A 23683-nucleotide genomic window follows, 5' to 3' on the forward strand; every position below is an offset into this window, starting at 1 on the left:
GCAGTGTAGTACAAGGACAGCAGGGGTGTGCGCGATGGCGCTGGCCCTGGCGGGATGTTTGTCGGATGTCGGCGGACAGGACAGACCCGAGGAAAGCGTCGCCATGCTGGCCACGCCGGATCCGACGTCGACCGCAAAACCAACCCATTCCGAAAAGATCAACGCGCAGAGCGCGATCATCCAGGGGCTTCTGGCGCGCCGCTCAGTCCTGCCGGCGTCCAGCCCCTACGCGTCTGTCGCTACATCCGTTCTGGCCGCCAATTCGCGCAGCGCCGAAAGTGAGCTGCGCGCGGCCCAGCTGCGCGCCCGCGCGGCATCGAAAAACTGGCTGCCCAGCATCGGGCCGCAGATCAGCCTGACCTCGCTCGGCTCAGTGGTGGCCAATCTGGTGGTCGAGCAGGTGATTTACGACAACGGCCGCAAGAAGGGCGAGCGCGAATTCGCCGTGGCGGACGTCGAGGTGGCCGCGACGGCGCTGGCCGCCGATACCAACGAAAGGGTCGCCACGGCGCTCGATCTGTATATCACCGCCGCGCAGGCGCGTGAGACGCAAGCGCTCAAGCAGCTGAATTTCAAGGATATCTCACACTTCGAATGGGTGATGCAGCAGCGCGTGCAGGGCGGTGTCTCGGACGCGTCCGATCTGAACGTCTTGCGCCAGAAGCTGGGTGAGATCGGCGCCGACCGTGCCGCCGCCGCCGAAGCGGCCAGCACCGCGATTGCCGAGCTGAATGCCATGTCGATCCAGGATCTGAGCGGCCTGCGCGGCGCGCCGCAATTGCCCGTCAGCGCCACGGCGGCGCGACCGCTGAGCGTGACGCTGTCGGAAGCCGAAAAGATTCGCGCCATCGCCGCCGCCGAGGTGGACCGCGCGAGCCAGCTGCCCGGCCTGACGGCGGGCGGCACCGTGGGCGAGAATTCAACCTTCGGGCTCAAACTCGCGTCAGAGACCTTGCTGGGGTTGGGCACCGGGGACCGGCTGAAGGCCATCGAGGCCACCAAACAGGCCGCGGGCCGTGCCGTGGCGCAGGCCACCGAGGACGCCAACCGCGAGCTGCGCCGCCTTGAGGGGCAGATCGCTGCCAAGGAACGTCAGGCCGCCGAGGCCGCCGTGCTGAGCGCGCAGGCCAAGCGCAACCTCGATCTGTTTCAGGCGCAATACGACGCGGGCCAGCGTCAGGTGATCGACGTGGTCGGCGTCTACGAGACCTTTGCCCGCCAGCAGGAAGCACAGATTACCCTCAAATACGACGCCCTGCGCCTGCGCGTGGAGATGGCCGAACTGCTTGGCGTGCTGGCGAATGGATCCGAGATATGAGCAAGCCCTTCACCCTCACAATCGTCAACGGCGGCAAGGGCCGACTGGAAGCCGCAACCCCGGCGCCCGCGACGCCAAAGCCCGCCTCTCACGAAGAGCGCCTGCGCGGTCGTGCGGGGCTGCTGGCGACCTACGCGCATGTGCTGGGGCGCGATGTCTCGCAATCCGATCTGACCGAGGCGCTGACGCGCCGACTGGCGCCCGACGCCACGCAACAGGACGAGGCGCGCGCCTTTGCCACGCTGCTGCGACGCGCGGGGCTGAACGCGGAAATGAGCCAGGTCGACGGGGTCGAGCACGCGCCGTTCCCGGCGCTGGCGTTCATGACGTCGGGCCAGGTTTTGCTGGTAATGGGGCGCGATGGCGCGGATGTGGTGATCTACGACCGCACGTGTCCAGACAATCGCGCGACCGTGCCTGCGGCTGATTTTGTGCCGTTCTTCGCCGGGCTGGTGCTGACGGCGGCCATGCCCATCGAAACCGTGGCCGAGGTGCACAAGACCGCCGAGAAGCCCAAACACTGGTTCTGGGGCCAGTTCGGCCGTTTCCGTCGGCAACTGGGCGAAGTCGCGTTGGGATCGTTCGTGGCGAACCTGCTGGCGGTGTCGGTGGCGCTGTTTTCCTTGCAGGTCTACGACCGCGTGATCCCGCACCAGTCGGAAGCGACATTGTGGGTGCTGGCCGCGGGCGCGGGGCTTGCGCTGCTGCTGGAAGGTTTCATCAAGGTGGCGCGGGCGCAGCTGATGGACGGGGCAGGCCGGCAGATCGAGCTGGGCGTGCTGAGCCTGCTAATGGCGCGCGTTCTGGGCATGCGCAGCGACACGCGCACGCAAACGCCGTCGGATCAATTCTCGGCGATGCGCGAATTCTCGTCGGTGCGCGAGTTCTTTACCGCTTCGACCATCGGCACGATTGCCGACATTCCGTTCATCTTTGTGTTTCTTGCCCTCGTTGCGTCGATTGCGGGCAATGTGGTGTGGGTGCTGGTTGTGGGCGCGATCCTGATGGTGGTGCCGGGGTTCTTCCTGCAACGCCGCATGATCCGCCTGACACAGGAGACGCAGGGCGCCAACGCCAAATCCTCGCGCCTGCTGCACGAGGCGATTTTCGAGCTGGATACCGTCAAGACGCAGCGCGGCGAAGAGCGCGTGCAGCGGCTGTGGTCCGAACTGACAACCTTGTCGGCTGTGAAATCGAGCGAGCAGCGCAAGATCGCGTCGATCCTCACTTTCTGGAGCCAGGGCATCCAGCAGGCGACCTATGTAGGCGCGGTCATCATGGGCACCTATCTGGTGTTCGCGGGGCAGTTCACCGTGGGCTCGATCATCGCCGTGGGCATCCTGACCTCGCGCACGCTGGCGCCGCTGACGCAGCTGGCGGGCACCATGGCGCGCTGGGGCAATGTGAAATCCGCGCTAGACGGGTTGGAGCATGTGGCCGGGGCCGCGCAGGACGCCGAAGAGGACCGCACCTATCTGCGCCGCGACGCGCTGGAGGGTCGGTTTGAACTGCGCGATGTGACGTTCCGCTACGACGATGAGAGCGCGCCGGTGCTGGAGCTGTCGGGGCTGGAGATCCTGCCCGGTCAGCGGCTGGCGGTGCTGGGGGCCAATGGCTCGGGCAAATCCTCGCTGCTGAAAATCCTCAGTGGCCTCTATGCGCCCACAACGGGGCGGATTGCGATTGACGGGACCGAGATGGGCCAGATTGCGCCGCGCGATCTGCGCCGGCTGGTGGGCTATCTGGGGCAGGACGTGCGGCTTTTTACCGGCACCCTGCGCGAGAACCTGAACCTGACGCTGCTGGAGCGTGATGACGCGCGGCTGATGGATGCGCTGGATTTTGCGGGTCTGGGCGATTTTGTGCGTCGGCACCCCAAGGGGCTGGACCTCGAGATCCTCGACGCGGGCGCCGGGCTGTCGATCGGGCAGCGCCAGTCGATCGGCTGGGCGCGGATGTGGTTGCAGGACCCCAAGGTGTGTCTGCTGGATGAGCCGACGGCGGCGCTGGATCAAAAGCTGGAAACCGCGCTGGTGGCGCGGCTGGAGACATGGATGGCGGGCCGCACGGCGGTGATCGCCACGCACCGCGCGCCCATTCTGGCGCTCACGACCCGGACGCTGGTGCTGGCCGATGGCCGCCTGCGCGTTGACGGGCCGCGCGACGAAGTCTTGGCGCATCTGAGCGCCGTGAAGGAAGGTGCCGCATGACCGACGGATTTGACACGCAGATGAGCCGCCAGATGCGCGGGCCGTCCTATGTGGTGTGGCTGAGCGCCGGGGCGGTGCTGGTCGCGGTCCTTTGGGCCGCCGTGGCTTGGGTGGATGAGATCGTGCGCGCCGAAGGCTCGATGATCTCAAGCTCGCGGCCGCAGATCATCCAGAACCTCGAAGGCGGTATCCTGGCCGAGCTTGCGGTGGGCGAGGGCGATATCGTGAGCCGGGGCGCCACGCTGGCGCGGCTGCATTCCACCGGGTTTCAATCGGCGGTGGACGATTTGCGCGATCAGATCAGCGCGTTCGAGATCCGCCGCCTGCGGCTGGAGGCGGAGATGGAGGGCGACGCGGATTTTGACGTGCCGGATCAATGGGCGCGGCGCACGCCGGATATCGTCGCCTCGGAATCCGCGCTGCTGGCGGCGCGGCAGACTGATTTCCGCGCCTCCGTCGACGGCGCCAAGCAGGTGCTGGTACAGGCCACGCGCGAGCGTGATCTGATGGACAACCTGCTGGAGAACAAGATCGTCTCGCTGATCGAGGCCACGCGGGCGCGCAAGGCCTATGCGGATGCCAAGATCCGCTATGACGAGGTGGTGACCAAGACCGAGCTGGAGCGGGCGCAGGAGTATTCGGATGTTCTCAAGGAGTTGAGCACGCTGCGCCAGAACCTGCGCGCCTCGACCGACCAGCTGGAGCGTACGACGCTGAAAAGCCCGATGCGCGGGATCGTGAATAACCTTGCGGTGACGACCATCGGCGGCGTGGTGCGTCCGGGCGAGGAGATCTTGCAGATCATCCCGTTGGACGAGGAATTGTTCGTGGAAGCGCGGGTGCGCCCCGAGGATATCGCGGGCGTGCGGCGCGGGCAGGCGGCGACGGTGAAGCTGTCGGCCTATGACTACACGATCTACGGCACGCTCAAGGGCGAGGTCACATTGATCTCGGCCGATACGTTCAAGGACGAGCGCGCGCGCGATCCCGACGGTGATCCGCATTACAAGGTGACGCTGGCGGTGGATACCTCCGCTCTGACACCGCGTCAGGAATCGCTGGAGCTGCGCCCCGGCATGCAGGCGAGCGTGGAGCTGCACACCGGATCAAAGACGATTTTGCAGTACCTGCTGAAGCCGCTCTATAAATCCAAGGAAGCGTTCCGCGAGCCCTAGGGCCGCCCGGCGGTCTGGTCCGCCTTTGGCGAACGACGCCCGCCCGCCGACCCGACAGGGGCGCTGCGGGGCTCACCCGATCGCAGATCCGCAGCCGCCGTTGCGCGGGCCCTGCCTGTCAGATCCGCGCGTCCGTTCAAGCAAAATAGCCGTCTCCCCGCAAAGGCGGGGCCCCTCGGCGATTTGGCTTGAGCGGCCTTCTGCGGCTCTGCCCGTTCGGGGCCACGCAAGGGCGGCTCCGGATCGCAGATCAGTCGGCAGTATCGAGCCAGAGCGTCACGGGGCCGTCGTTGATGAGCGTCACGGCCATGTCGGCGCCGAATTGGCCGGTTTGGGTGGGGATGTTCAGATCGCGCAGGGCATGCGCGAACTGGAGATAGAGCGTTTCGGCCACGTCGGGTTTGGCCGCGCCTGAAAAGCCGGGGCGGTTGCCGCGCGACGTGTCCGCGGCCAGGGTGAATTGGCTGACCACGAGGGCGCTGCCACCCGTTTGGGTCAGGCTGAGGTTCATCTTGCCCGCGTCGTCCTTGAAGAGGCGCAGTTTCGAGATCTTGAGCGCGAGGGCGCGGACGGTATCGAAGTCGTCTTCCGGCATGGCGCAGACAAGGATCAGGAGGCCCGGGCCGATCTGGCCGATGGTTTGGCCGTCTACGGTTACCGAGGCGTGGGTGACGCGTTGCAGGAGCGCTCTCATGTGTCGATCCAGTCTAGGATGTCGCCGGTGCTGGCGCGGTCGGTGCGAAAGCCGTTGGCAGGGTGGTCGGGATCGGCGTAGCCCAGCGAGATCGCGCAGAGGATCAGGCGGTCATCCGCGATGTCCAGAGCGCCCCGCAGGAGTGGCGCGTAGGCGGCGATGGCGGCCTGCGGGATCGTGGAAATGCCCCGCGCGGTGGCGGCAAGCGTAAAGGCGGTGACAAAGCCGCCGGTGTCCATCGCGCCGTAAGCGCCAAGCTCTGCCGGGGAGTGGATGATGGCGACGTGTGGCGCGCCAAAGAAGCTGTAGTTTTGCAGCATCTGTTTCAACCGCCCGACCCGGTCGGATTTCTCGATACCGACGGCATCGTAGAGCTGGAAGCCGCAGGTGCGGCGGCGCTCCGCGTAGGCGCCGCTGTATTTGCTTGGCCAGTCGAGGTCGGGTTGGGGCGGGGTGCCGGTGGTGGCCGCCTCGGTCAGCAGGCTGCGCAGGCGTTCGGTGCCGTCACCGCGGGTGAGCGAGACCTGCCACGGCTGCGCGTTGCACCACGAGGGTACGTGGCGCGCGGCCTCGACGATGGCGCGCAGATCGGCCTCGGGCACGGGATCGGGCAGGAAGCCCCGGCAGGAGTAGCGGTTTTGCAGCGTGTCGAGCAGGGCATCGTAGGACATGGGCTCAGCCTCCGGCGGCGATGGCGAAACCCACGGCGCCCGCGACCAGCGCGCCGAGGATCACGGCCACGGCGATCTTGATCCTGGAATAGGGGCGTTCGCCCTGCACGCGGCCCGTGCGGCCGTTCACGACAAAGCGGTAGCTTTTGCCGTTGTAGCGGTAGGCGGCGAGCCAGACCGGCAGCAGGATGTGTTTGAAGGTCATGGCACTTAGGTCCACATCCATGGCGTGGATGCGCTGGCGGTCGCCGCCGATGTCGAAGCGTACGTCACGGGCGATCATCGCCTCCATGCGTTCCTTGGCCTCGGAAAACCCGTCGTCGAGGCTGACGCTGTAGCCTTCGGCGCGGAAACCGGCGAGGTATTCGGGGTATAGGGTTCTAACGCGGACAGATCCCATGGCTCCAGCGCGTCGGTAAAGCGTTTGGGCAAGCTGCGTGAGCCCAGCACCAGCACATCGTCGAAGAACCGCATGACGCGGCCCGATACGGGGCGCCAACGCACCTTGGGCACGCGGACTTGCTGGCGTTTGCCGTCACGCACCACGGTGCGGGTTTCATAGTAGACGGTGCCTCGTTCGCCGCTGTAGCGGGTGTCGCTTTGCGCGTCGTAGGTCCAGTAGGGCACGTAGATCCCGCTCATCGCGCGGCCCTTGCGGGCGTAGGCCTGCAACCCCGAGGGCGCGAACCACAGGCTGCCGAGCCAGTCCGACATCGCGTCGCGCGCGACTTCTTCTGTGAGGGCAAAGGGCAGCACGGCGCGGGGTTTGATGTGGCGGTGCGTGCCGGTGTCGACCACCACGGGCGTGGCGCAGAACGGGCATTCGGCGGCGTGGGCGGAGGCGTCGAATTCCACCTGTGCCGCGCAATTGGGGCAGGTGGTGACGCGGGTTTCCTCCATCTCGGCGGCGTCGAGATCCTGCGCCAATCCGCGCCGCAGGTCCTGTTCGGCGATCTGGCCTGCGGCACTCCACGGGGTGCCGATGGGTTCTTCATTGCCGCAGTGGTCGCATTTGAGCCGCTCTGCCCCCGGATCGTAGCGCAGGTCAGACCCGCAGGTATCACAGGGAAAGCGGTGCTCTTGCACGGGGGCGGGGGTGTCGGACAGCAATGGGGGGCCTCGCGGGTCAGCTCGCCCTTACAATGGCGTCTGCGCGGGCCGGGTCAAGGCCGCGTCACAGGAAGCGGTGCAGGAAGCGTGGGGCCATGATCCGCAGCGCGTTGTCGCGCAGGGCGATGTGGCGCCAGATATGAAAACCCGCGTGAAAGGCGATGACCGCGCCCAGCAGGTAGAATTGGTAGATATGCAGCGTACCGATCAGCTCATTCGCGGCTTTCCAGCCCATGGGGGCGCGATGGGCAGCCACAGCCCGGCCTTGAGCTGCACCATCGACGTGAGCCCCAGCAGGAAGCCGCCAAGCGCCACCAGAAACAGCCCCCACACGATGGTGAGATGCAGCGGGCGGTGGATGCGGCGCGCCCAGCCTTGCAGCTTGGGGCCGGGGCGCGAGGCGAGGCCGCGGCGCATGGTCTCGGCCGTCCACCACAGGCAGAGCGAGACAAACACCAGCGCCAGATTGGAATGCAGCGCAAACCAGCCGCGCCCCATCGGCACGACCATGTCAGGGGTCACGATCACGAACCAGATGAACAGCGGGATCATCACGGCGTGCACGACCTTGAGCGTGGTGCGGCGGGAGGGAAGATGGCGGGCGAGGCGGTGCATGGGATAGATACGGAGAGCGCGGCGGCTGAGTTTCAAGTTTTACTGGTCGGACGGTTCAGCCGGAAAAGGACTAACGGGCACAAGTTCGGGATCGATTGAGAGTATTGCCCCCGGAAGTGTTTCGGGTACGCGCGCAGGATCGAATGAGAATGTTGCGCCCGGAGGCGTTGCGGGTACGCTCGCGGGATCGATCTCGAACGATGTGGTCCAGAGTGCGGTCTGACCAGCTATCAGCGCCTCTCTCGCTTCACCGATGATCTTTACCTTCGCCGCGTCGTTAATTGTATCAACGGCCCAGCTTCGCAGTGCGCGCTCTGCCGGGGAGAACTGATCAGCGGCGGATTGATTGTTGAGAACTCCGACTGCGATGCCGATCAGTTGCACGTTGGTACGCTCCGCTGCCGCCATGTCGGGCAGATAGCTGCGAATGACGGGGGCCGCAACGCCGCTGAGCAGAGTTGCAAGACCGATCAATGACGCAAGGGCGATATTACTCATATCGCGTTTCGGATGGTCTGGCGTAAGCGCTGGCTCCGACGAGTCGCTCACCGCCTCATACCCCCGGCGGGGCGGGGGGAGCACGGTGAAGAGTTGCGCAAGCTCGGTCACGTCTTCGGCGCGCATCCAGCCGTCCTGGCCCGGTGTCCAGACATAGGTTTCGCGGGTCAGGCCGCCTTCGGTGGCCATGCGGCCCAGACGCGCCTTGGAGAACGGGCCTTTGGTCGCGCCGCCTTCGGCGATATGCCAGACGTGCTCGACCGGTGGCGGGGCGGTGGGGCGGCGCTGCGCGCGGCGGGGCAGCGCCCCACGGGCCTTGCGCGGCGGCCGCCTGCGCGCCCATCTGCATGCCCAGACCGGCGCCAAGCCCGGTCTGGATCGCCGCCGATGCGGCGCCGTCGCGGCCAAGGGCTTCGGCGGTCTGGAACTGCGTGTATTCGTTGAGATTGCCGATCACCCCCATGGAGGAGCGTTTGTCCATGACCTCTTCGACCGCCGGGGCAGGGAGATGTTTTCGATATAGAGCTCGGGCATCCCCAGCCCGTATTCGGCGATCGTCGCGGCGATCTCTTTGCCCACCAGCTGGCCCAGCTCGCGCGTGTTGGCGGCCATGTCGAGCACGGGGATCTGCGCGCGCGCGATGGTGCGCGAGAATTCCTGCACGATGATGTTGCGGATCTGGTAGCTGATCTCGTCCATGGTGAATTCGCCGTCGGTACCCACGATCTCGCGCAGAAAGACCGCCGGATCGGCCACGCGGATCGCATAGGTGCCAAAGGCGCGCAGGCGCACGGGGCCGAATTCGGGGTCGCGCACGATCACCGGGTTCTTTGTGCCCCACTTGAGGTCATTGAACCTGGTGGTGTTGACGAAATAGACCTCGGATTTGAACGGGCTTTTGAAGCCGTGATCCCAATGCTGCAACGTCGTCAGGATCGGCATGTTGTTCGTCTCGAGCATATAGAGCCCGGGGGTGAAGACGTCCGCCAGCTGCCCCTCATGCACGAATACCGCTGCCTGACCCTCGCGCACGGTCAGCTTGGCGCCGTATTTGATGGCGTGGCCCTGACGTTCGAAACGCGACACGATGGTGTCGCGGGTATCGTCGGTCCAGTGGATGACGTCGATGAATTCACCGGAGAGGAAGTCGAAGATGCTCATGGCGTGTTCCTTTTGCGCGTTGACGCAAGAGTATGTGGCAGGACGTGGGTTATCAAGGTGGCGCTGAGGGGGCGGCGCCGTGCGGACGCTCAGGACGCGCGGCTCAACATCGACCTCAGAGCATCGTCAAAACGCGCGGGGGCGTTTTCGGCGCGCGCTGACAGCTGCGCGCCCTCCAGAAGGGCAAGCGTCGCGGCGGCCTCGGCTGCGGGATCTGCGACGTCGGCAATCGTGCCGTCCGTTTGCGCAAGGCGAAACACCGCCTCGATCCAATCGCGCATCATCGTGCGAAACGCGCCCAGCTGGCCTGCGACCTGCGTGGAAAGGCTTTCGCGGCTGATCGAGAACGCGACGCACAGGCACACCCTTTGCGCGTCACCGTGCGCCAGCCGGTAGCAATCGATCAGGGCGATCAGACGGGCCGATGCCGTGCCATGCCGCGCGTCGATCTGCGCACAGATCTCGGCAAAGCTTTCGTGATAGCGGCTCATCAACGCCGCCGAGAGGTCGGCCTTGCTGGGGAAATGGTAGTGGATGCTTGCCGTTCGGATGCCCACGTCCCTGGCCATATCGGCATAGCTGAAACCGTCAAAGCCACGGCTGCGCGCCGCGCGTTCGGCTGAATCGAGCAGGGCGGTCTTGCGATCAGGCATGGTTCGGGCTTTGCGCGACATGGTGCACTCTTGATAGGACATCTTCGGCGGCTTCCAAAGCGCCTTCGAGGTATCCGCCGAAGTGCGCCGCCGTCTCCGTACCGCCAAAAAGCAACCGGCCACCCCACAGGCCGCGCATCGCGTCGGGCAGGCCGTAGCGGGGATGGGACGTGAGTGGCGCCCGATCGGCGTCGGTTGCGGTGTAGGGATCCGCGGCCCAGTCCTTGAGATGCAGCGCGCGGGGCGCGGCGGCCTGCGGCCCAAACAGGCGCACAAGCTGCGCGGTCACGGCCTGTTCCAGTGCCGCGCGGTCGTGTCTGTGATCGGGTGGGACGCCGATAAAGCCAAACAGCGCGCAGGGTCCGTCGCGCGCGGGGGACGCATCGTGGATCTCGACCATCGGGCCACGTCTGCTCATCGCGTCGCCGGACAGGCCCTGGTCCCGCCAGAAAGGGGTATCAAAGACCGCGACAGCCTTGGCCTGTCCGGCCATCCACGTGGCACAAGTGGTCATCGCCGTGATCGTAGGGACCGGCAAGGCAGGCGCAAACTCAAGCTGGGCCGCGAGACGCGGCGGCAGAGCCAACACGAGCTGCCGTGCCGTCATGACGCGGCCCGAGGCAAGTGTGACGGTGATCGCGTCGATTGAGGCCTCCAGCTGTCGGACGGGGCTGTTCAGGTGCAACCTGTCCGAAGGTAAATCCTGCGCGATGGCCTCGGTGAGGCGGCTCAGCCCCCCGCCAGCCTGAAGGCACCCTGCAGACCCGCGGGGCCATGGCCGCGATGCACCTGACCGCGCGCATCCTCGATCATCATCGCGCCCGGGGCGTATTGATCGAACGCCTCCAGCCCGTACTCAGCGATCATCGCGGCCATGCGTGGCTGACCGGACCAGAACCACGCAGGCCCCAGATCAAAGCCCGCGTCGGCGGTCTTGGCCGTGGCGATCCGCCCGCCGACCCGCGCACGCGCCTCGACCAGCTGAAAGTCCCGCGCCTGTGCGGACAGGGCGCGCGCTAGCGCCAGACCGCACAGCCCGGCGCCAACGATCAGTATGTCGGTGTGCATCCCGCCCCCCCGCCGATGGCTGTGCCGACCGCGTGGCAGCGCCCGGCCTGATCCGAGCACAGGTACCGGGTGCGCAACCGCCGTGGCGAACGCGGTTTTGCCGCGCGATCCGGAAAGCGGACCACGACGAGCCCCCGCAGAGGACAGAAGCGCGCGCGCACCACGCTCAGACCGCCGGCGGCTTGGCGAAAGGCAGATGGCCGGTTTTCATCCAGACGCGCGCGCCGTCGGGGCCGGCCGTCAGGGCGAGCGGCGCGCCTTCTGGCAGGCGCAACCATGATCCACGGCGCAGCGCCGCGTCACCTTCGCGGGCGGATCCGTCGATCATCAACAGCTCGATCCCGCCCGGATCTGACACCTGCAGTGTGGCGCCCGCGTCCAGATGCGCGTAGCGCACGGTTTCGCGGGCGTCCTGGTGCAGCACAGTCTGGGCGACGCCGTCCGTGGCGGCGCCCAACTCTGCTGCCATATCCTTGCGGAACTGGGTGCGGTCGTCGGGGTCGAATTGCCAGAGCTTTACAAAGATCGTGCAGCCCGGCGCGGAGCCGGGGGTGTGGCGGCTGGTCGGCGGATTGCGCACGTAGGTGCCGGCGGGGAAATCTCCGTGCTCGTCCTGAAAAACACCGTCGAGCACGATGAATTCTTCCCCGCCCGAATGGGTGTGCGCCGAGAATTTGCTTTCTGGCGCGTAGCGCACGATCGTGGTGGCGCGGGCCACCTCGCCGCCGATCCGGTCCAGCATCCGGCGATCGACGCCGGGCATCGGCGAGGCTTGCCAGTCGACGCTGTCCGAATGAACGAGCACGCGCCGGGTGAAATCTGCATTCAGTTCCATGGTATGGATCCTTTCCTGAGGCCGGGGCGGCGCCTAACCCGCGACGCTTGGCCGTGCGGCGACTTTCGCCCGCCACGCCTGCAGATTTTCGAGACCGGCGGGAATTTCGACCTTGGCGAAATCGGCAAAGGCGAGGCCTGCAAAGGCCGTGATATCCGCGACGGAAAACGCATCTCCGGCAAGATAGTCGTTCTGGGCCAGCACGTCATCCAGATAGCTCATGGTCTGTGCGGCGACCGCTTTGCGACGGGTGCCCCATTCCGGGCATTGATCGGTTTCAAGGTCGGGACCAAGGCCGGGGGTGGCGTGGTGGAAATAGTCCCCGACCGCATTCAGCAGCCCGGATTCGGCGCGCAGATTCATCATCGCGATCCGCGCACGTTCTTTCGGCCCCGACCCCATGAGCGAGGGACCGTCAAAAGTGCCGTCGATATATTCGGTGATGGCCGTACACTGGGAGATATGGCTGCCGTCGTCGAGTTCGAGACAGGGCACGACTGCATCGGGGTTTTTCTGGCGAAACGCTTCTGTGCGGTGCTCGCCGCCCATCACGTCAACCGGGATGAACGCGACCCTGTCGAGCGCGCCTTTCTCGGCAAGCGCGATGCGGACGCGGGCGGGGTTGGGGAAACCTTCGGTATCGTAGATTTTCATGGCGGACCTTTCATCGGTATGGGTGAATGTGAATCTATCTACTACTTGGTAGGTACGTTTCGCAAGGAAGATATTCGAATCTTCGCGCATCTTCACGTGGTCGTGACAGCGGTCGCTTTGAAACGCTCGGAAAGGGGGGAGACGCGCGCGGCGAGAATCCTCGCCGCGCAGTGACGGGGTGCGCAGACGGCGACGGCGCGGCCTTTGGCCGGGGGCGATCCGCTAGACGGGCCCTGCGCCGGTAAGCTCTGCCGCGATTGCCTGCACGGTCGCGCGTGCTTCATCGGCGGTCATGCCCGGGCGCAGGCGCGGATCGTAGAGCATTTTCAACAGCAATTCATCGTGGCGGGTGAGCAACGCGAATTCATCGTCATCGTTAAAGATCGAGGGCCGCGCGGTGGGGCTGTCGTTGGCAAGGCCCATGCCCTGCGCCAGTTCTTCGTGGATGCACGACAGGCGCAGCAAGCCGGGATTTTCCGCGCGGATCACGGCCACGGCGGCGGTATAGGTGTTGGCGTCTGCGCCGGCCGCGTAGGCGGCGACGGCGCAATAGGTGTCGCGGCGCAGCGTCACAAAGGGGGCAAGGCTGGCGGCGGTGATGCCCGGCACGCGGGCGGCGGCCTGTGTCAGCGCCTCGGCGCGGTCATCCTCACCCGCGATGATGACGATGAAATTGGGCCGACCGCCAAGACTGACGGGATGGCCTGTCACGCGCGCCAGTCGCGCCGCGTAGCCGCGTACGGCGGCGGTGTCGGAGCTGCGTTCGGACGGCGGGATCTGATCGCCAAAGATCACCTGCATCCGCACGGGACCCTCCCAGCGGCGCAGCGGGCTGGCCCCGCCCCGGCCCGAAAAGCTGCCGTCGTACTCGTTGAAAAACGCGATCTGCTCGAAATTCCGCGCCAGCATGGTCGCGGTAAAGGGGGTGTCGGAACCGCCCCCGTCGCGGCGCAGCAATCCCTGGCCCAGTTGCGCACGCTGGACGGAATTGAGATAGCTGCGCAGCTCTGCGCTGGCTTGCGAGGTGGGGCGCGCGACCTGCGGAGGCTCGGGCGCGGGGGCGGGGCGGTCGGGCCGCTCGACGGGTTTGAGCGTCGGCTCGACGGGGGCGACATCCGCGCAGCCCGCGAGCAAAACGCCCAGACACAGCGCCGCCCCGATATGTCTTGCGCCCCGCATCGCGATCAGCCGGGGACCGCGCCGCCGGCGGTGTCGCCCAGCCCGGTCTTTTTGGCCTTGGCAGAGGCCAGCGTATCGCGCAGCTTGGCCTCCATTTCCTGCAGCTCTTTTTCGGCGGCGGCACGTTTGGCCTTGCCCGCGTCGGCTATTGCGAGGCTTTCCTCGATAGTGCCGATCAGATCGGCGTTGGCCTGCTTGACGGCCTCGATGTCGAACACGCCGCGCTCCATCTCTTCGCGGATCATCTTGTTGCTCTCGCGCAGGTTCTTTGCATTCGAGGTCAGCAACTCGTTGGTCAGGTCATTGGCGTCGCGCACGGCGGCGGCGGCTTCGGCGGAGCGTTGGATGGTGACGGCCTGCGCCAGCTGCGTTTCCCACAGGGGGACGGTATTGACGAGGGTGCTGTTGATCTTGGTCACAAGGCTCTTGTCGTTTTCCTGCACCAGACGGATCGAGGGCAGGGACTGCATCGTCACTTGCCGCGTCAGTTTCAGATCGTGCACCCGGCGCTCCAGATCGTCGCGCGCGGCGCGCAGATCGCGCAACTCCTGCGCCTTCATCACGGCCTGCTCTTCGGGGGCGGCCTCGACCTCGCGCTCCTTGGCGGGGATGTCGGTGGTGTCGAGATCGGCCAGCTTGGCCTCCCCGGCGGCGATATAAAGCGCCAGCTCATCGTAGAATTGCAGGGTCTTCTCATAGAGCATGTCGAGCGATTTGATGTCTTTCAAAAGCGTATGCTCGTGCTTGAGCAGATCGTCGGTCACGCGGTCGATCTGGCCCTGCACCTTTTCGAATTTGGCGGTAAATTTGGCAAAAGGTGCCGCGCGGCCCAGCAATTTCTCCCACCAGCTGCGTTCGCGGCGCACGTCCAGCTCGGACACGGAAAACCCGCGGATGGTGCTGACGATCCCGCGCAGGGAATCACCGGCGGGGCCGACATCCTTGTTGCGCACATCGGCCAGCATGGATTGGCTGATTTCCTGCAATTCCGCCTGCGCGGCAGAGCCGAAGGCGATGATGGATTGGGTGTCGTCCATGTCGATCTCGCCCATGCGGGATTTGATCTCGGCGCTTTGGGCGGGGGTCGCCTCGGACAGGGGCACGACGGCGGTGGCCTCTTGCGGTTCTGGCAGGACGACGGCGTTGACCTCTTCGACCATCGCGAGGGTTTCGGTGGCTTTCTGGCGGACGTTCTCGGACATGGGGTTTCCTTGGTTCTAGAGTTGCGTGTCGCGGTCGAGCCGCACGCCCTCGCGGGCGAGGCGGTCGCGCAGCACGTCGATTTCGACGGTCAGGTCGCTGCGGTCTGCGAGCAGGGATTTGGTGTTACGGGCGGCAAAGTTCTGATCGAGGTCATCGAGGAGGGTGAGGTAATCGGCCTTGGCCTGCGCGTCGCGGGTGCGCGCGTAGATGTCGGCGAATTTGGCGGTCGCATCGCGGGCGCCCTGTAGATAGACGCCAAGGTATTTGCGCGCGGCGGTCAGATCGCGCGGGTCTTCTTCGACAGTGCGGATCAGGTCGCGGGCAGTATCGGCGAACTGCGCGAGCCGCGCGGTCGCCTCGCGGTCGCCCGCGCGCTGAATGGTTTCGGCCATGGTGACCAGATGCGCTTCGGCTTCGTCAACAACACGCGCGACGCGGTCTTGCTGGAAGGTGTCGATGCCGTCCATCCCCTTGCTGCGCAGCGGATCGAGGCCGAAAGCGGCCAGATGCAGCCCGCCCGCGATCAGCGCGAATAGGATCGGCCCCAGCGGGTTGAGCCCGTCCTGATGGGCAGCCACCGCCAGCGCCGTGCCGATGCCCGTCAGCGCGGCGGCGAGGATCTTGCGCGGAAGGGCGGGACGGCGGGCGACCTTGCGCGCGTTGTATTCGGCCTGCGCGCGCAAGCCAATGCGCAGCAGCCACGCCGACAGCGTCCAGGCGCCCGCGCCCAGCAGGCTGGTGGCAAGGGCGATGGCGCCGTCCGAAAAGCTGGTCGCGACCAGCACGATCGCGGGAATGAACAGCACATTCGCACGTCCGCCCGCCGGATCCACATCGATGCGCCGGGTGCGGCGCGGTGCGTCCTGCGATGCCCCGTCGGGGCTGTATTTGCCGCCGTACCGTCGCGCCATGGGTCAGAGCCCTCCAAGCCAGCCGGACGCGGTCCCGAAAAGCACGACGATCAGCGCCACGTAGGCAAATTTGCGGAGCGGTTGTGGTCCCATGATCCCTCTTGCGGGGCGGCGTTGCCCCATCGTTAACTTAGGCGCTGCGCGCGCGCGTTGCTAGTGCCGCTGGCCCGTGCGCCGCTCTGCGTTGAGCTTGCGGGTATAGCCTGACTGAATGACCTCGACCGCGACGAGCACCAGTACGCTGAAGTAGAAGGTGGTTTTCGACATCGGGATGATCTCATAGCCAAAGACGCGCAGCGCGAGGGCCGGGTCGTGCATGGCGTGGGCGGCGGCCTGACCGCTTTCGCCCAGAAGGACGATGCCGACGATCAGCAGGATGAACAGGCCCAGCACCTCGTACATGCGGTTTTTCTCGAGGAACTCGGTCACCCGGTCGGCCAGCGCCAGCATGGCGAGGCCCGACAGGATGATCGCGGTGGCGAGGATCACAAAGACATCCGTGATCGCCAGCGCCGAGAGGACCGAATCAAACGAGAAGATCAGGTTCATCAGTACGATGAGGCCCACCACCTTGGCCGCCGATTTGCCGGATTTACCCTCGACATCGGTGCCAAGGTGCTGAATGGCGAGCATGTGGCTGATTTCCTTGACGGCCGTGTAGATGATAAAGATCCCGCCGAGGATGAACACAAGCGTCGCAAAATTCACGCCGCCGGTCAGCACACCCTCCCATTCGAGCACAAAGAAAGGCTCGGCCAGGGCGTCGATCAGGCGGATCATCACGAACAGCAGCACGATGCGCAGCACCACGGCCAGAATGATGCCCCACCGGCGCACGGTTGCCTGCTGCGCCACCGGTGCGCGCTGGCTTTCGATCGAGATGTAGAGCAGGTTGTCGAAGCCCAGAACCGCCTGCAAAAAGCACAGCATCAGCAGGTTGCCCATATTTTCGAGTGTCAGCAGATCGGCCACGGCCATGCCCCTTTTCGCGCCTCGGTCAGTTTGTCGCACCAGCCATAGCGCAGCGCGGGAAGGTTGTGAATTCGGCCAAAGGGGGAAAGGGGCGGTTTTTTTGCCATGCCGAACGGGCTGCACGGCGTGCAAGCGTATCGTGGGGGCCAGACCGGGAGACGATCATGCAACGACGCCAGCTTTATGCGCCTGTGGCGCCGCGTGTCATTCCCAACCGCAAGACCCGCGCGCGCCGCGCCTGTCGGCCCTGCTGATGCTGAGCGCCGCCGTTTACGCCCTGCGGTGACAGCAAAAATTCGCAGAATTTTTGGGTCCAAGATTTCCTCGAAATCTTGTCGGCGCGCGGATCGAGAGGCGCGCTACCGTTTGCGGGGGGGCGGGCCGGATTTGCCCGTGCGCCCTTTTGGCGGTGCCGTGCGTCCCTTTGGGGCGCTTGCGCGTCGCGGCGGTTTTGCGGGCGCTTCCTCGGGCGGGCGGGGCAGTCCGGGCTGGCCGGGGCCGCCGAATTTCCCCTTCCGTACCGGGCGTTTGCGGCCCGAAAAGCTGACCTTTGTCGGTTTGGTCTCTACCGGTGCGCCCAGCAGCTCATCGGCCACGGGGCCAAGCTGGTCGCGCAACACCTTGCGGCGGACCTCCTCGACCTCGCCAGAGGGCAGCTCACCCAGTTGAAACGGGCCGTAGCTGATGCGGATCAGGCGGTTGACGCGCATCCCGACGACTTCCATCGCGCGGCGGATCTCGCGGTTGCGGCCCTCGCGCAGGCCGACCGTCAGCCACGCATTCGCGCCCTGCTGCCGGTCGAGCGTCACCTCCATCGGCGCGAAGGGCTCGCCATCGGCGACGATCCCCTTGCGCAGCGGATCGAACACATCGTCGGTGGGCCGCCCGTTCACGCGCACGCGGTAGCGGCGCAGCCAGCCGGTCGACGGCAGCTCAAGCCGCCGTTTGAGCGCGCCGTCATTGGTCAGCAGCAGCAGCCCTTCGGAGTTGAGATCGAGCCGCCCGATGCTCATCACGCGGGGCATATCCTCGGGCATGGCGTCGAACACCGTCTCGCGCCCCTGATCGTCGCGCGCGCTGGTCACCAGCCCGGTGGGCTTGTGAAAAAGCCACAGGCGCGCGGGCTCTGCCGGACCGACGGGTTTGCCATCGACGGTGATGCGGTCGCTATCGGTGACATTGAGCGCGGGGGAGGTGAGCGTCTGGCCATTAACGGCCACGCGGCCGGCCTCGATCATGCGCTCGGCCTCGCGGCGGCTGGCGATGCCCGCGCGGGCAAGCACCTTGGCAATGCGGTCACCAGCGGGCGGGGATGTCGGGCTATCGGTCATGGATCAGCGCATAGACCATCGCGGCCCCTTGCGAAAGGTCCGCCTTTGCCGCCATCTAGCGGGATGGTCGGTCTCACTTACATGGAGCGTGCGTTGCGCGCGGCGCGCGCGGCGGCGGATCTGGGCGAGGTGCCGGTGGGCGCTGTCGTGGTCGGAGCGGATGGGACCGTTTTGGCCGAGGCGGGCAATCGCACACGCATGGACAACGATCCGACCGCGCACGCCGAAATCCTCGCGCTGCGGGCAGCCGCTGCGGCGCTGGGGCAGGAGCGGCTGACGGGGGCGTCGCTCTATGTCACCCTGGAGCCTTGTGCGATGTGTGCGGGCGCCATCGCCGCCGCACGCATCGCGCGGTTGTACTACGGGGCGTCCGATCCCAAATCGGGCGGGGTGGCGCAGGGCGCCCGCGTGTTCGCGCATCCGCAGACCCATCACGTGCCCGAGATCTACGACGGATTGTGCGAGCGCGACTGCGCCGCCCTGCTGAGCACGTTTTTCGCCGCCCGACGGGACCGGGCCTAGCCGGTGATTTCGTCGAGGACGGCCTTGGGCGAGGACGCGCTGGCATCTTCGTGCCGTGCGATGGCGGGGGTACGGCGCGACCACTCACCGCTCATTGCAAGATCGACCATGAACTCTGCCAGATCCGCGCGGCGGGTGCGGATCATATCGTCGGGAATGACGTTTGGCGTCACCGTGTAATCCCCGCTCGCCGGGCCGGCCATCAGCCAGCCGGGCCGCACGGCGGTCCAGTCTATGTCGGAGCGGGCCTGAAGGTTTTCCTCCATCCGCGCCATCTGTTCGAACACGCGGGCGAGGGCGGTCATGGCGGGCAGGATGAAGTAGACCGGGCCGCGATCCTTTGCCTCGACAAAGCTGGCGGAGATGACGATGAGCCGGGCGACGCCTGCCGCGGTCATGGCGTCGCAGATTGCCGCCGTCCCGTCGGTATAGAGCGGCGGTGGCGACAGCAGCGTGGCCGGATCATTCCCGACACCGAGGCAGGAGACGACCGCATCGGCGCCTTCCATGAACGGTGTCAGATCGTCCGACAGCACATCGGCCTGATGATAGCGCACGCCATCGATGCGATTCTCAGGCAAGCTATGGTCGATGACGCGCACGTCCGCGCCGTGGGCGAGGGCCGCGTCGACGGCGAGCGCGCCGGTGCCGCCGCCGCCGCCCACGATAACGAGGGTGCGGGGTTCGGCGGGGGGAGAGTTTTTATCTGTCATGCGGCCCCAACCCCCTGCGCGCGTCACGGTTCCGGGGGGTCAAAGGGCAATCGGTCGCATCACCTCGGGCTCGATCACCCGGCACCCGTCGGGCACGCCGGCGGCGAGGGCCGATGCGTCCTGGGCGAGGGCGGGAAAGGTGCGGTAGTGGCAGGGGATCACCGTCTTGAAGTCAAAATACGTGCGCGCGGCGAAGGCGGCCATCTCCATGTCCATGGTGTAGTGCCCCCCGGCGGAAAGGATCCCGATGTCAGGTGCGTAGTATTCTGCGATCCACGCCATGTCGGCCATCAGGCCGGTATCGCCGGAGATGTACACGCAGTGATCATCCCCCCGCAGCACGAAGCCGCATTCGCGCCCCATCGCGCGGCGGGTACCGTCGATTTCCATCGATGAGGAATGGCACGCGGGCACCATGCTGGCGGAGACGGCTTCTCCCAGCGCGATGGTGCCGCCCATGTTGAACGCGGCGCCCTCGACGGCGCCCTGCGTGTGGAGCGCCATGGCGAGTTCGTACATACCCGACACCGGCGCGCCGGTGCGTTTCGAAATCTCGACGATATCGGTGGTGTGGTCGAAATGGCCGTGGGTGACGAGGATATGGGTGGCGCCCGCGATGGCGGCGGCGTGCTGATCCTCGCTGAGCATGGGATTGCCGTTGAGCCAGGGGTCGATCAGCAGGATCTGGTCGGCGACCTCGATCCGGAAAGAGCCATGGCCGAGCCAGATGATGTTCATGCGTTGTCCTTTCGTCTGTGCAGGCGAAGGGTAGCGTGTTGCGCGGGCAATGCAAAATGGCGCGCCGTGATCCCTGGGGCGGGCGCGGTGCAATAGGTATTTGTGAAAGGGTGCAGGGCAGGTGGGGTGCACAATTGGCGGGCGGTCGTGCAGGGCCGGCTTGCGGGGGGCGGTGGGCGCGCTAGACCGCTGGCGATACGAAACGAAGGGATCGAACCCATGTCGATTGACGAAAGCACCGCCGCGCGGGTGGCGAAACTGGCGCGGATCAAGGTAGAGCCCGACGCGCTGCCGGGTCTGGCGCAGGAATTCAACACGATCCTGGGATTTATCGAGCAGTTGGGCGAGGTCGACGTCGAGGGCGTGGAGCCGATGACATCGGTGACGCCGCAGCGGCTGACGCGGCGTGCTGATGAGGTGACGGACGGGGATCAGCAGGCGGCGATCCTGAAGAACGCGCCGGACGCGCGCGAGGGGTTCTTTGCCGTGCCGAAGGTGGTGGAATAATGGGTGAGTTGAACAAGCTGGGTCTGGCACAGGCGCGCGATGCGTTGCGCGCGGGGGAGACAACGTCGAAAGAGCTGACGGAGGCCTGTCTGGGGGCGATTGACGCTGCGGGCGCGCTGAACGCGTTCGTGCACCACACGCCCGATCTTGCGATGGAGCGTGCCGCCGCCGCCGACGCCCGCCTGCAGGGCGACAGCGAAGCGCCCGCGATGTGTGGCTTGCCGATCGGGATCAAGGATCTGTTCTGCACCAAGGGCGTGCCGAGCCAGGCGGCGAGCCGGATCCTCGAAGGGTTCCGCCCCGAGTACGAATCGACCGTAAGCCAGAACCTTGCCGATGCGGGTGCGGTGATGCTGGGCAAGCTGAACATGGATGAATTCGCCATGGGCTCGTCCAACGAGACCTCCGTTTACGGCAATGCGGTGAACCCGTGGCGGCGGGGTAATGACGATGCGCAGCTGACGCCCGGCGGCTCGTCGGGCGGCTCCGCCGCGGCGGTGGCGGCGGATCTGTGTCTGGCAGCGACCGGCACGGATACCGGTGGCTCGATCCGTCAGCCTGCGGCGTTTACCGGCACGGTGGGGATCAAGCCGACCTACGGGCGCTGCTCGCGCTGGGGCATCGTGGCCTTTGCCTCCTCGCTCGATCAGGCGGGACCGATGACCAAATCCGTGCGCGACGCGGCGATCATGCTTGAGGCGATGTGCGGCCATGACCCAAAGGACAGCACCTCCGCCGATCTGGCGGTGCCGAATTTCGAGGCGGCGCTGACCGGCGACATCCGTGGCAAGAAAATCGGGATCCCCCGCGAATACCGCATGGACGGGATGCCCGAGGAGATCGAGACGCTCTGGCAGGACGGCATCGCGATGATGCGCGATGCGGGGGCGGAGATCGTCGATATCTCGTTGCCCCACACCAAATACGCGCTGCCCGCCTACTACGTGATCGCCCCGGCGGAGGCGTCGTCGAACCTCGCGCGCTACGATGGGGTCCGCTACGGTCACCGGGCACAGCTGGCCCCCGGTGATGGCATCACCGAGATGTATGAAAAGACCCGCGCCGAAGGCTTTGGCGCCGAGGTGCAGCGGCGGGTGATGGTGGGGACCTACGTGCTCTCCGCCGGGTTCTACGACGCCTATTACAACCGCGCGCGGAAGGTGCGCGCATTGATCAAGAAAGACTTTGACGATGTGTTCGCGGCGGGCGTCGATTGCATCCTGACGCCCGCGACGCCATCGGCCGCCTTTGGGCTGGGCGAGATGATCGATGCGGACCCGATCCAGATGTACCTCAACGACGTGTTCACGGTTACGGTGAACCTCGCCGGGCTGCCGGGGATTGCGGTGCCGACGGGGCAGGACGCGCGCGGCCTGCCGCTGGGTCTGCAACTGATCGGGCGTCCGTGGGAGGAAGCGGATCTGCTGTCTTCCGCCTATGCGCTGGAGCGGGCGGCGGGGTTTGTGGCCAAACCGGAGAAATGGTGGTAAGCCGCGCGCAACCGGTTCCAAACGCAGGACGTGCTATCCGATGAAACTCCGTTTTCTGACAGGCCTTTGTGCCGTTGCGGCCCTTGCGGCCTGCCAGCCTTCGCAGCCGGACGATACCCGCTTTGGCGTAGGATTCGATCAGACGTTCGACGCGCAGCGTGTCAACCGCGAGACCGCCCTGACAAACGGGACACGCGTCCCCGCGGCGCCGGGTGTGAGTGCGCAACCGCTGCCGCCCGCAGGGTCGGCGGAGGCAACGGCGGCACAGACAACCGCCGTTCTGGCGCAGACATCGCCCAATGCGGCAGCGACGGCGGCGAATTCAGGCGTGCCGCCCTTGCAAGCGAGCCCGAGCAACCCGGCCCCTGCCGTTGTGGATGGCGCCACGGGGATCAGCCGCGAGAACAATTTTGACGCGGTGTCCAACCAGCGCAGCATCGAAAGCGATGCGGCGCGGATCGCCGCCGCCCGTGCGCAATATCAGGTGATCCAGCCACAGGCATTGCCGGAGCGCACCGACGCGGGCCCCAATATCGTGGCCTACGCCCTGCAAACCTCCCATCCAGTGGGCACGCAGATCTACAAGCGCTTCAGCTTCAACGCGGCGGGCAAATATAACCGCAACTGCGGCCAGTTCCGCAGCCAGGACCGCGCGCAGATCCTGTTTCTGGAAAGCGGCGGGCCCGAGAAGGATCCAAAGGGGATGGACCCCGACGGTGACGGCTATGCCTGCACCTGGGATCCGAGCATCTACCGCAACGTCTCGGGGTGAACGGGGCCGTCTGGCATCCCTCCCCGAACTTCGGCCCCCGTCGCGATGGCGGACGGCCCGAGCTGATCGTCCTGCACTACACCGCGATGCAGAGTTGTGGGGCGGCGCGGGATCGTTTGTGTGATCCGTCGGCGGAGGTTTCCGCGCATTATCTGATTGATACGGATGGCACCGTTCTGCACCTCGTGGATGAGGCGCAGCGCGCTTGGCACGCAGGCGCGGGAGAATGGGCGGGGCGCGGTGACATCAATTCACGCTCGATCGGGATTGAGCTGGACAACGATGGGGCGACCCCTTTTGCCGAGGCGCAGATGCGGGCGCTTGAGCCGCTCATGCACGGGATCATGCAGCGGTGGGACATCCCGGCCTTCGGTGTCATCGGTCACTCCGACATGGCGCCGGGGCGCAAGGTGGACCCTGGCCCGCTGTTCGACTGGCCCTGGCTAGAGGCGGCGGGACTGGCGCGCGCGCGGGGCGTGGATCCGGGACCACGCGATGCGACGCCTGAGATGTTTCGTCAGGTCGCTGTCGCTGCGGGCTACACCGCGCCGTGCAGCGACGCGGATCTTCTGCAGGCGGTGCGGCTGCGCTACCGGGCCGGCGCGGAGGGGCCGCTTTGCCCGCAGGATTTCACGCCGCTGGGGCACGCGGCTCTCTGGACTTGAGCGGGGGCGCGGGGTAGG

24 protein-coding genes and 2 pseudogenes are annotated in these 23683 nt (G+C 66.2%); 8 read left to right on the plus strand and 18 right to left on the minus strand.

Annotation, left to right across the window (positions count from 1 at the left end):
* Window positions 1–34 precede the first annotated feature (34 nt).
* Genes KDD17_RS02925 through KDD17_RS02935 form a run of 3 tightly spaced genes read left to right on the plus strand, consistent with a single transcriptional unit; the run spans window position 35 to window position 4703 of the window.
* A complete protein-coding gene (locus KDD17_RS02925) occupies window positions 35–1318 on the plus strand; it encodes a TolC family protein (protein ID WP_254796870.1) in 1284 nt (427 codons plus the stop codon).
* Window positions 1315–3528: an ATP-binding cassette domain-containing protein gene (locus KDD17_RS02930; RefSeq protein WP_212705208.1), complete on the plus strand. Its 2214-nt coding sequence runs from the start codon at window positions 1315–1317 to the stop codon at window positions 3526–3528. Before KDD17_RS02925 ends, KDD17_RS02930 begins: the two co-directional genes overlap by 4 nt.
* Window positions 3525–4703 (plus strand): HlyD family type I secretion periplasmic adaptor subunit, encoded by a 1179-nt coding sequence (locus KDD17_RS02935; protein WP_212705209.1) that lies wholly within the window; start codon window positions 3525–3527, stop codon window positions 4701–4703. Before KDD17_RS02930 ends, KDD17_RS02935 begins: the two co-directional genes overlap by 4 nt.
* Window positions 4704–4953: 250 nt before the next feature.
* Here the strand turns inward: KDD17_RS02935 and dtd are convergent, their stop codons facing one another.
* From dtd to KDD17_RS03005, 16 genes and pseudogenes are all read right to left on the minus strand, one after another.
* A complete protein-coding gene (gene dtd / locus KDD17_RS02940; RefSeq protein ID WP_212705210.1) occupies window positions 4954–5397 on the minus strand; it encodes a D-aminoacyl-tRNA deacylase in 444 nt (147 codons plus the stop codon).
* Window positions 5394–6068, minus strand: a complete 675-nt coding sequence (locus KDD17_RS02945; protein WP_212705211.1) for a nitroreductase — start codon at window positions 6066–6068, stop codon at window positions 5394–5396. Before KDD17_RS02945 ends, dtd begins: the two co-directional genes overlap by 4 nt.
* A 4-nt stretch (window positions 6069–6072) precedes the next feature.
* Window positions 6073–7154: pseudogene (locus tag KDD17_RS02950) on the minus strand (TFIIB-type zinc ribbon-containing protein).
* Between the two features lie 88 nt (window positions 7155–7242).
* Window positions 7243–7413 carry a hypothetical protein gene (locus KDD17_RS18700; protein ID WP_254796871.1) on the minus strand — a complete coding sequence of 57 codons (171 nt, stop codon included), beginning with the start codon at window positions 7411–7413 and terminating at the stop codon, window positions 7243–7245.
* Window positions 7386–7793, minus strand: a complete 408-nt coding sequence (locus KDD17_RS02955) for a hypothetical protein (protein ID WP_254796872.1) — start codon at window positions 7791–7793, stop codon at window positions 7386–7388. The genes KDD17_RS18700 and KDD17_RS02955 overlap by 28 nt, the downstream gene beginning before the upstream one ends.
* Window positions 7794–8360: 567 nt before the next feature.
* A pseudogene (locus tag KDD17_RS02960) lies at window positions 8361–9452 on the minus strand (SPFH domain-containing protein); the annotation flags it as partial.
* 89 nt (window positions 9453–9541) lie between these two features.
* A complete protein-coding gene (locus tag KDD17_RS02965; protein WP_212705212.1) occupies window positions 9542–10105 on the minus strand; it encodes a TetR/AcrR family transcriptional regulator in 564 nt (187 codons plus the stop codon).
* Window positions 10098–10790 (minus strand): flavin monoamine oxidase family protein, encoded by a 693-nt coding sequence (locus tag KDD17_RS19070; RefSeq protein WP_348541476.1) that lies wholly within the window; start codon window positions 10788–10790, stop codon window positions 10098–10100. Before KDD17_RS19070 ends, KDD17_RS02965 begins: the two co-directional genes overlap by 8 nt.
* 44 nt (window positions 10791–10834) lie before the next feature.
* Entirely contained in the window at window positions 10835–11173 is a 339-nt protein-coding gene (locus KDD17_RS19075; protein WP_348541477.1) for an NAD(P)-binding protein, read from the minus strand.
* 166 nt (window positions 11174–11339) lie between these two features.
* Window positions 11340–12008 (minus strand): cupin domain-containing protein, encoded by a 669-nt coding sequence (locus KDD17_RS02975; protein ID WP_212705213.1) that lies wholly within the window; start codon window positions 12006–12008, stop codon window positions 11340–11342.
* A 33-nt stretch (window positions 12009–12041) separates the two neighbouring features.
* Entirely contained in the window at window positions 12042–12662 is a 621-nt protein-coding gene (locus KDD17_RS02980; RefSeq protein WP_212705214.1) for a glutathione S-transferase family protein, read from the minus strand.
* A 222-nt stretch (window positions 12663–12884) separates the two neighbouring features.
* Window positions 12885–13841: a DUF2927 domain-containing protein gene (locus tag KDD17_RS02985; RefSeq protein ID WP_212705215.1), complete on the minus strand. Its 957-nt coding sequence runs from the start codon at window positions 13839–13841 to the stop codon at window positions 12885–12887.
* A gap of 5 nt (window positions 13842–13846) precedes the next feature.
* On the minus strand, window positions 13847–15043 hold the full coding sequence (locus KDD17_RS02990) for a toxic anion resistance protein (protein ID WP_212705216.1): 1197 nt from the start codon (window positions 15041–15043) through the stop codon (window positions 13847–13849).
* 15 nt (window positions 15044–15058) lie between these two features.
* The gene (locus KDD17_RS02995; protein ID WP_212705217.1) at window positions 15059–15955 is read right to left on the minus strand and encodes a 5-bromo-4-chloroindolyl phosphate hydrolysis family protein; all 897 of its coding nucleotides are present in this window, start codon (window positions 15953–15955) and stop codon (window positions 15059–15061) included.
* Between the two features lie 153 nt (window positions 15956–16108).
* On the minus strand, window positions 16109–16927 hold the full coding sequence (locus tag KDD17_RS03000; protein WP_212705218.1) for a TerC family protein: 819 nt from the start codon (window positions 16925–16927) through the stop codon (window positions 16109–16111).
* A 359-nt stretch (window positions 16928–17286) separates the two neighbouring features.
* Entirely contained in the window at window positions 17287–18258 is a 972-nt protein-coding gene (locus KDD17_RS03005; RefSeq protein WP_212705219.1) for a pseudouridine synthase, read from the minus strand.
* A 63-nt stretch (window positions 18259–18321) separates the two neighbouring features.
* Between KDD17_RS03005 and tadA the strand changes: the two genes are divergently transcribed.
* Window positions 18322–18780 (plus strand): tRNA adenosine(34) deaminase TadA, encoded by a 459-nt coding sequence (gene tadA, locus KDD17_RS03010; protein WP_212705220.1) that lies wholly within the window; start codon window positions 18322–18324, stop codon window positions 18778–18780.
* Here tadA and KDD17_RS03015 read toward each other — a convergent pair.
* On the minus strand, window positions 18777–19493 hold the full coding sequence (locus tag KDD17_RS03015) for an NAD(P)-dependent oxidoreductase (RefSeq protein ID WP_212705221.1): 717 nt from the start codon (window positions 19491–19493) through the stop codon (window positions 18777–18779). The two genes, tadA and KDD17_RS03015, sit on opposite strands and share 4 nt — an antisense overlap.
* 39 nt (window positions 19494–19532) lie before the next feature.
* Window positions 19533–20231, minus strand: coding sequence for a metal-dependent hydrolase (locus tag KDD17_RS03020; RefSeq protein WP_212705222.1), 699 nt, complete (start codon window positions 20229–20231; stop codon window positions 19533–19535).
* A 219-nt stretch (window positions 20232–20450) separates the two neighbouring features.
* Between KDD17_RS03020 and gatC the strand changes: the two genes are divergently transcribed.
* The 4 genes from gatC to KDD17_RS03040 are packed head-to-tail and all read left to right on the plus strand — an operon-like array spanning window position 20451 to window position 23665.
* Entirely contained in the window at window positions 20451–20738 is a 288-nt protein-coding gene (gatC, locus tag KDD17_RS03025; RefSeq protein WP_212705223.1) for an Asp-tRNA(Asn)/Glu-tRNA(Gln) amidotransferase subunit GatC, read from the plus strand.
* Window positions 20738–22228 carry an Asp-tRNA(Asn)/Glu-tRNA(Gln) amidotransferase subunit GatA gene (gene gatA, locus KDD17_RS03030; RefSeq protein WP_212705224.1) on the plus strand — a complete coding sequence of 497 codons (1491 nt, stop codon included), beginning with the start codon at window positions 20738–20740 and terminating at the stop codon, window positions 22226–22228. Before gatC ends, gatA begins: the two co-directional genes overlap by 1 nt.
* A gap of 40 nt (window positions 22229–22268) precedes the next feature.
* A complete protein-coding gene (locus tag KDD17_RS03035; RefSeq protein WP_212705225.1) occupies window positions 22269–23000 on the plus strand; it encodes an excalibur calcium-binding domain-containing protein in 732 nt (243 codons plus the stop codon).
* Window positions 22997–23665: an N-acetylmuramoyl-L-alanine amidase gene (locus KDD17_RS03040; protein WP_254796873.1), complete on the plus strand. Its 669-nt coding sequence runs from the start codon at window positions 22997–22999 to the stop codon at window positions 23663–23665. The genes KDD17_RS03035 and KDD17_RS03040 overlap by 4 nt, the downstream gene beginning before the upstream one ends.
* Window positions 23666–23683 lie beyond the last annotated feature (18 nt).

It is taken from the genome of Sulfitobacter albidus (assembly GCF_018200035.1).
Classification (GTDB): Bacteria; Pseudomonadota; Alphaproteobacteria; order Rhodobacterales; family Rhodobacteraceae; genus Sulfitobacter; species Sulfitobacter albidus.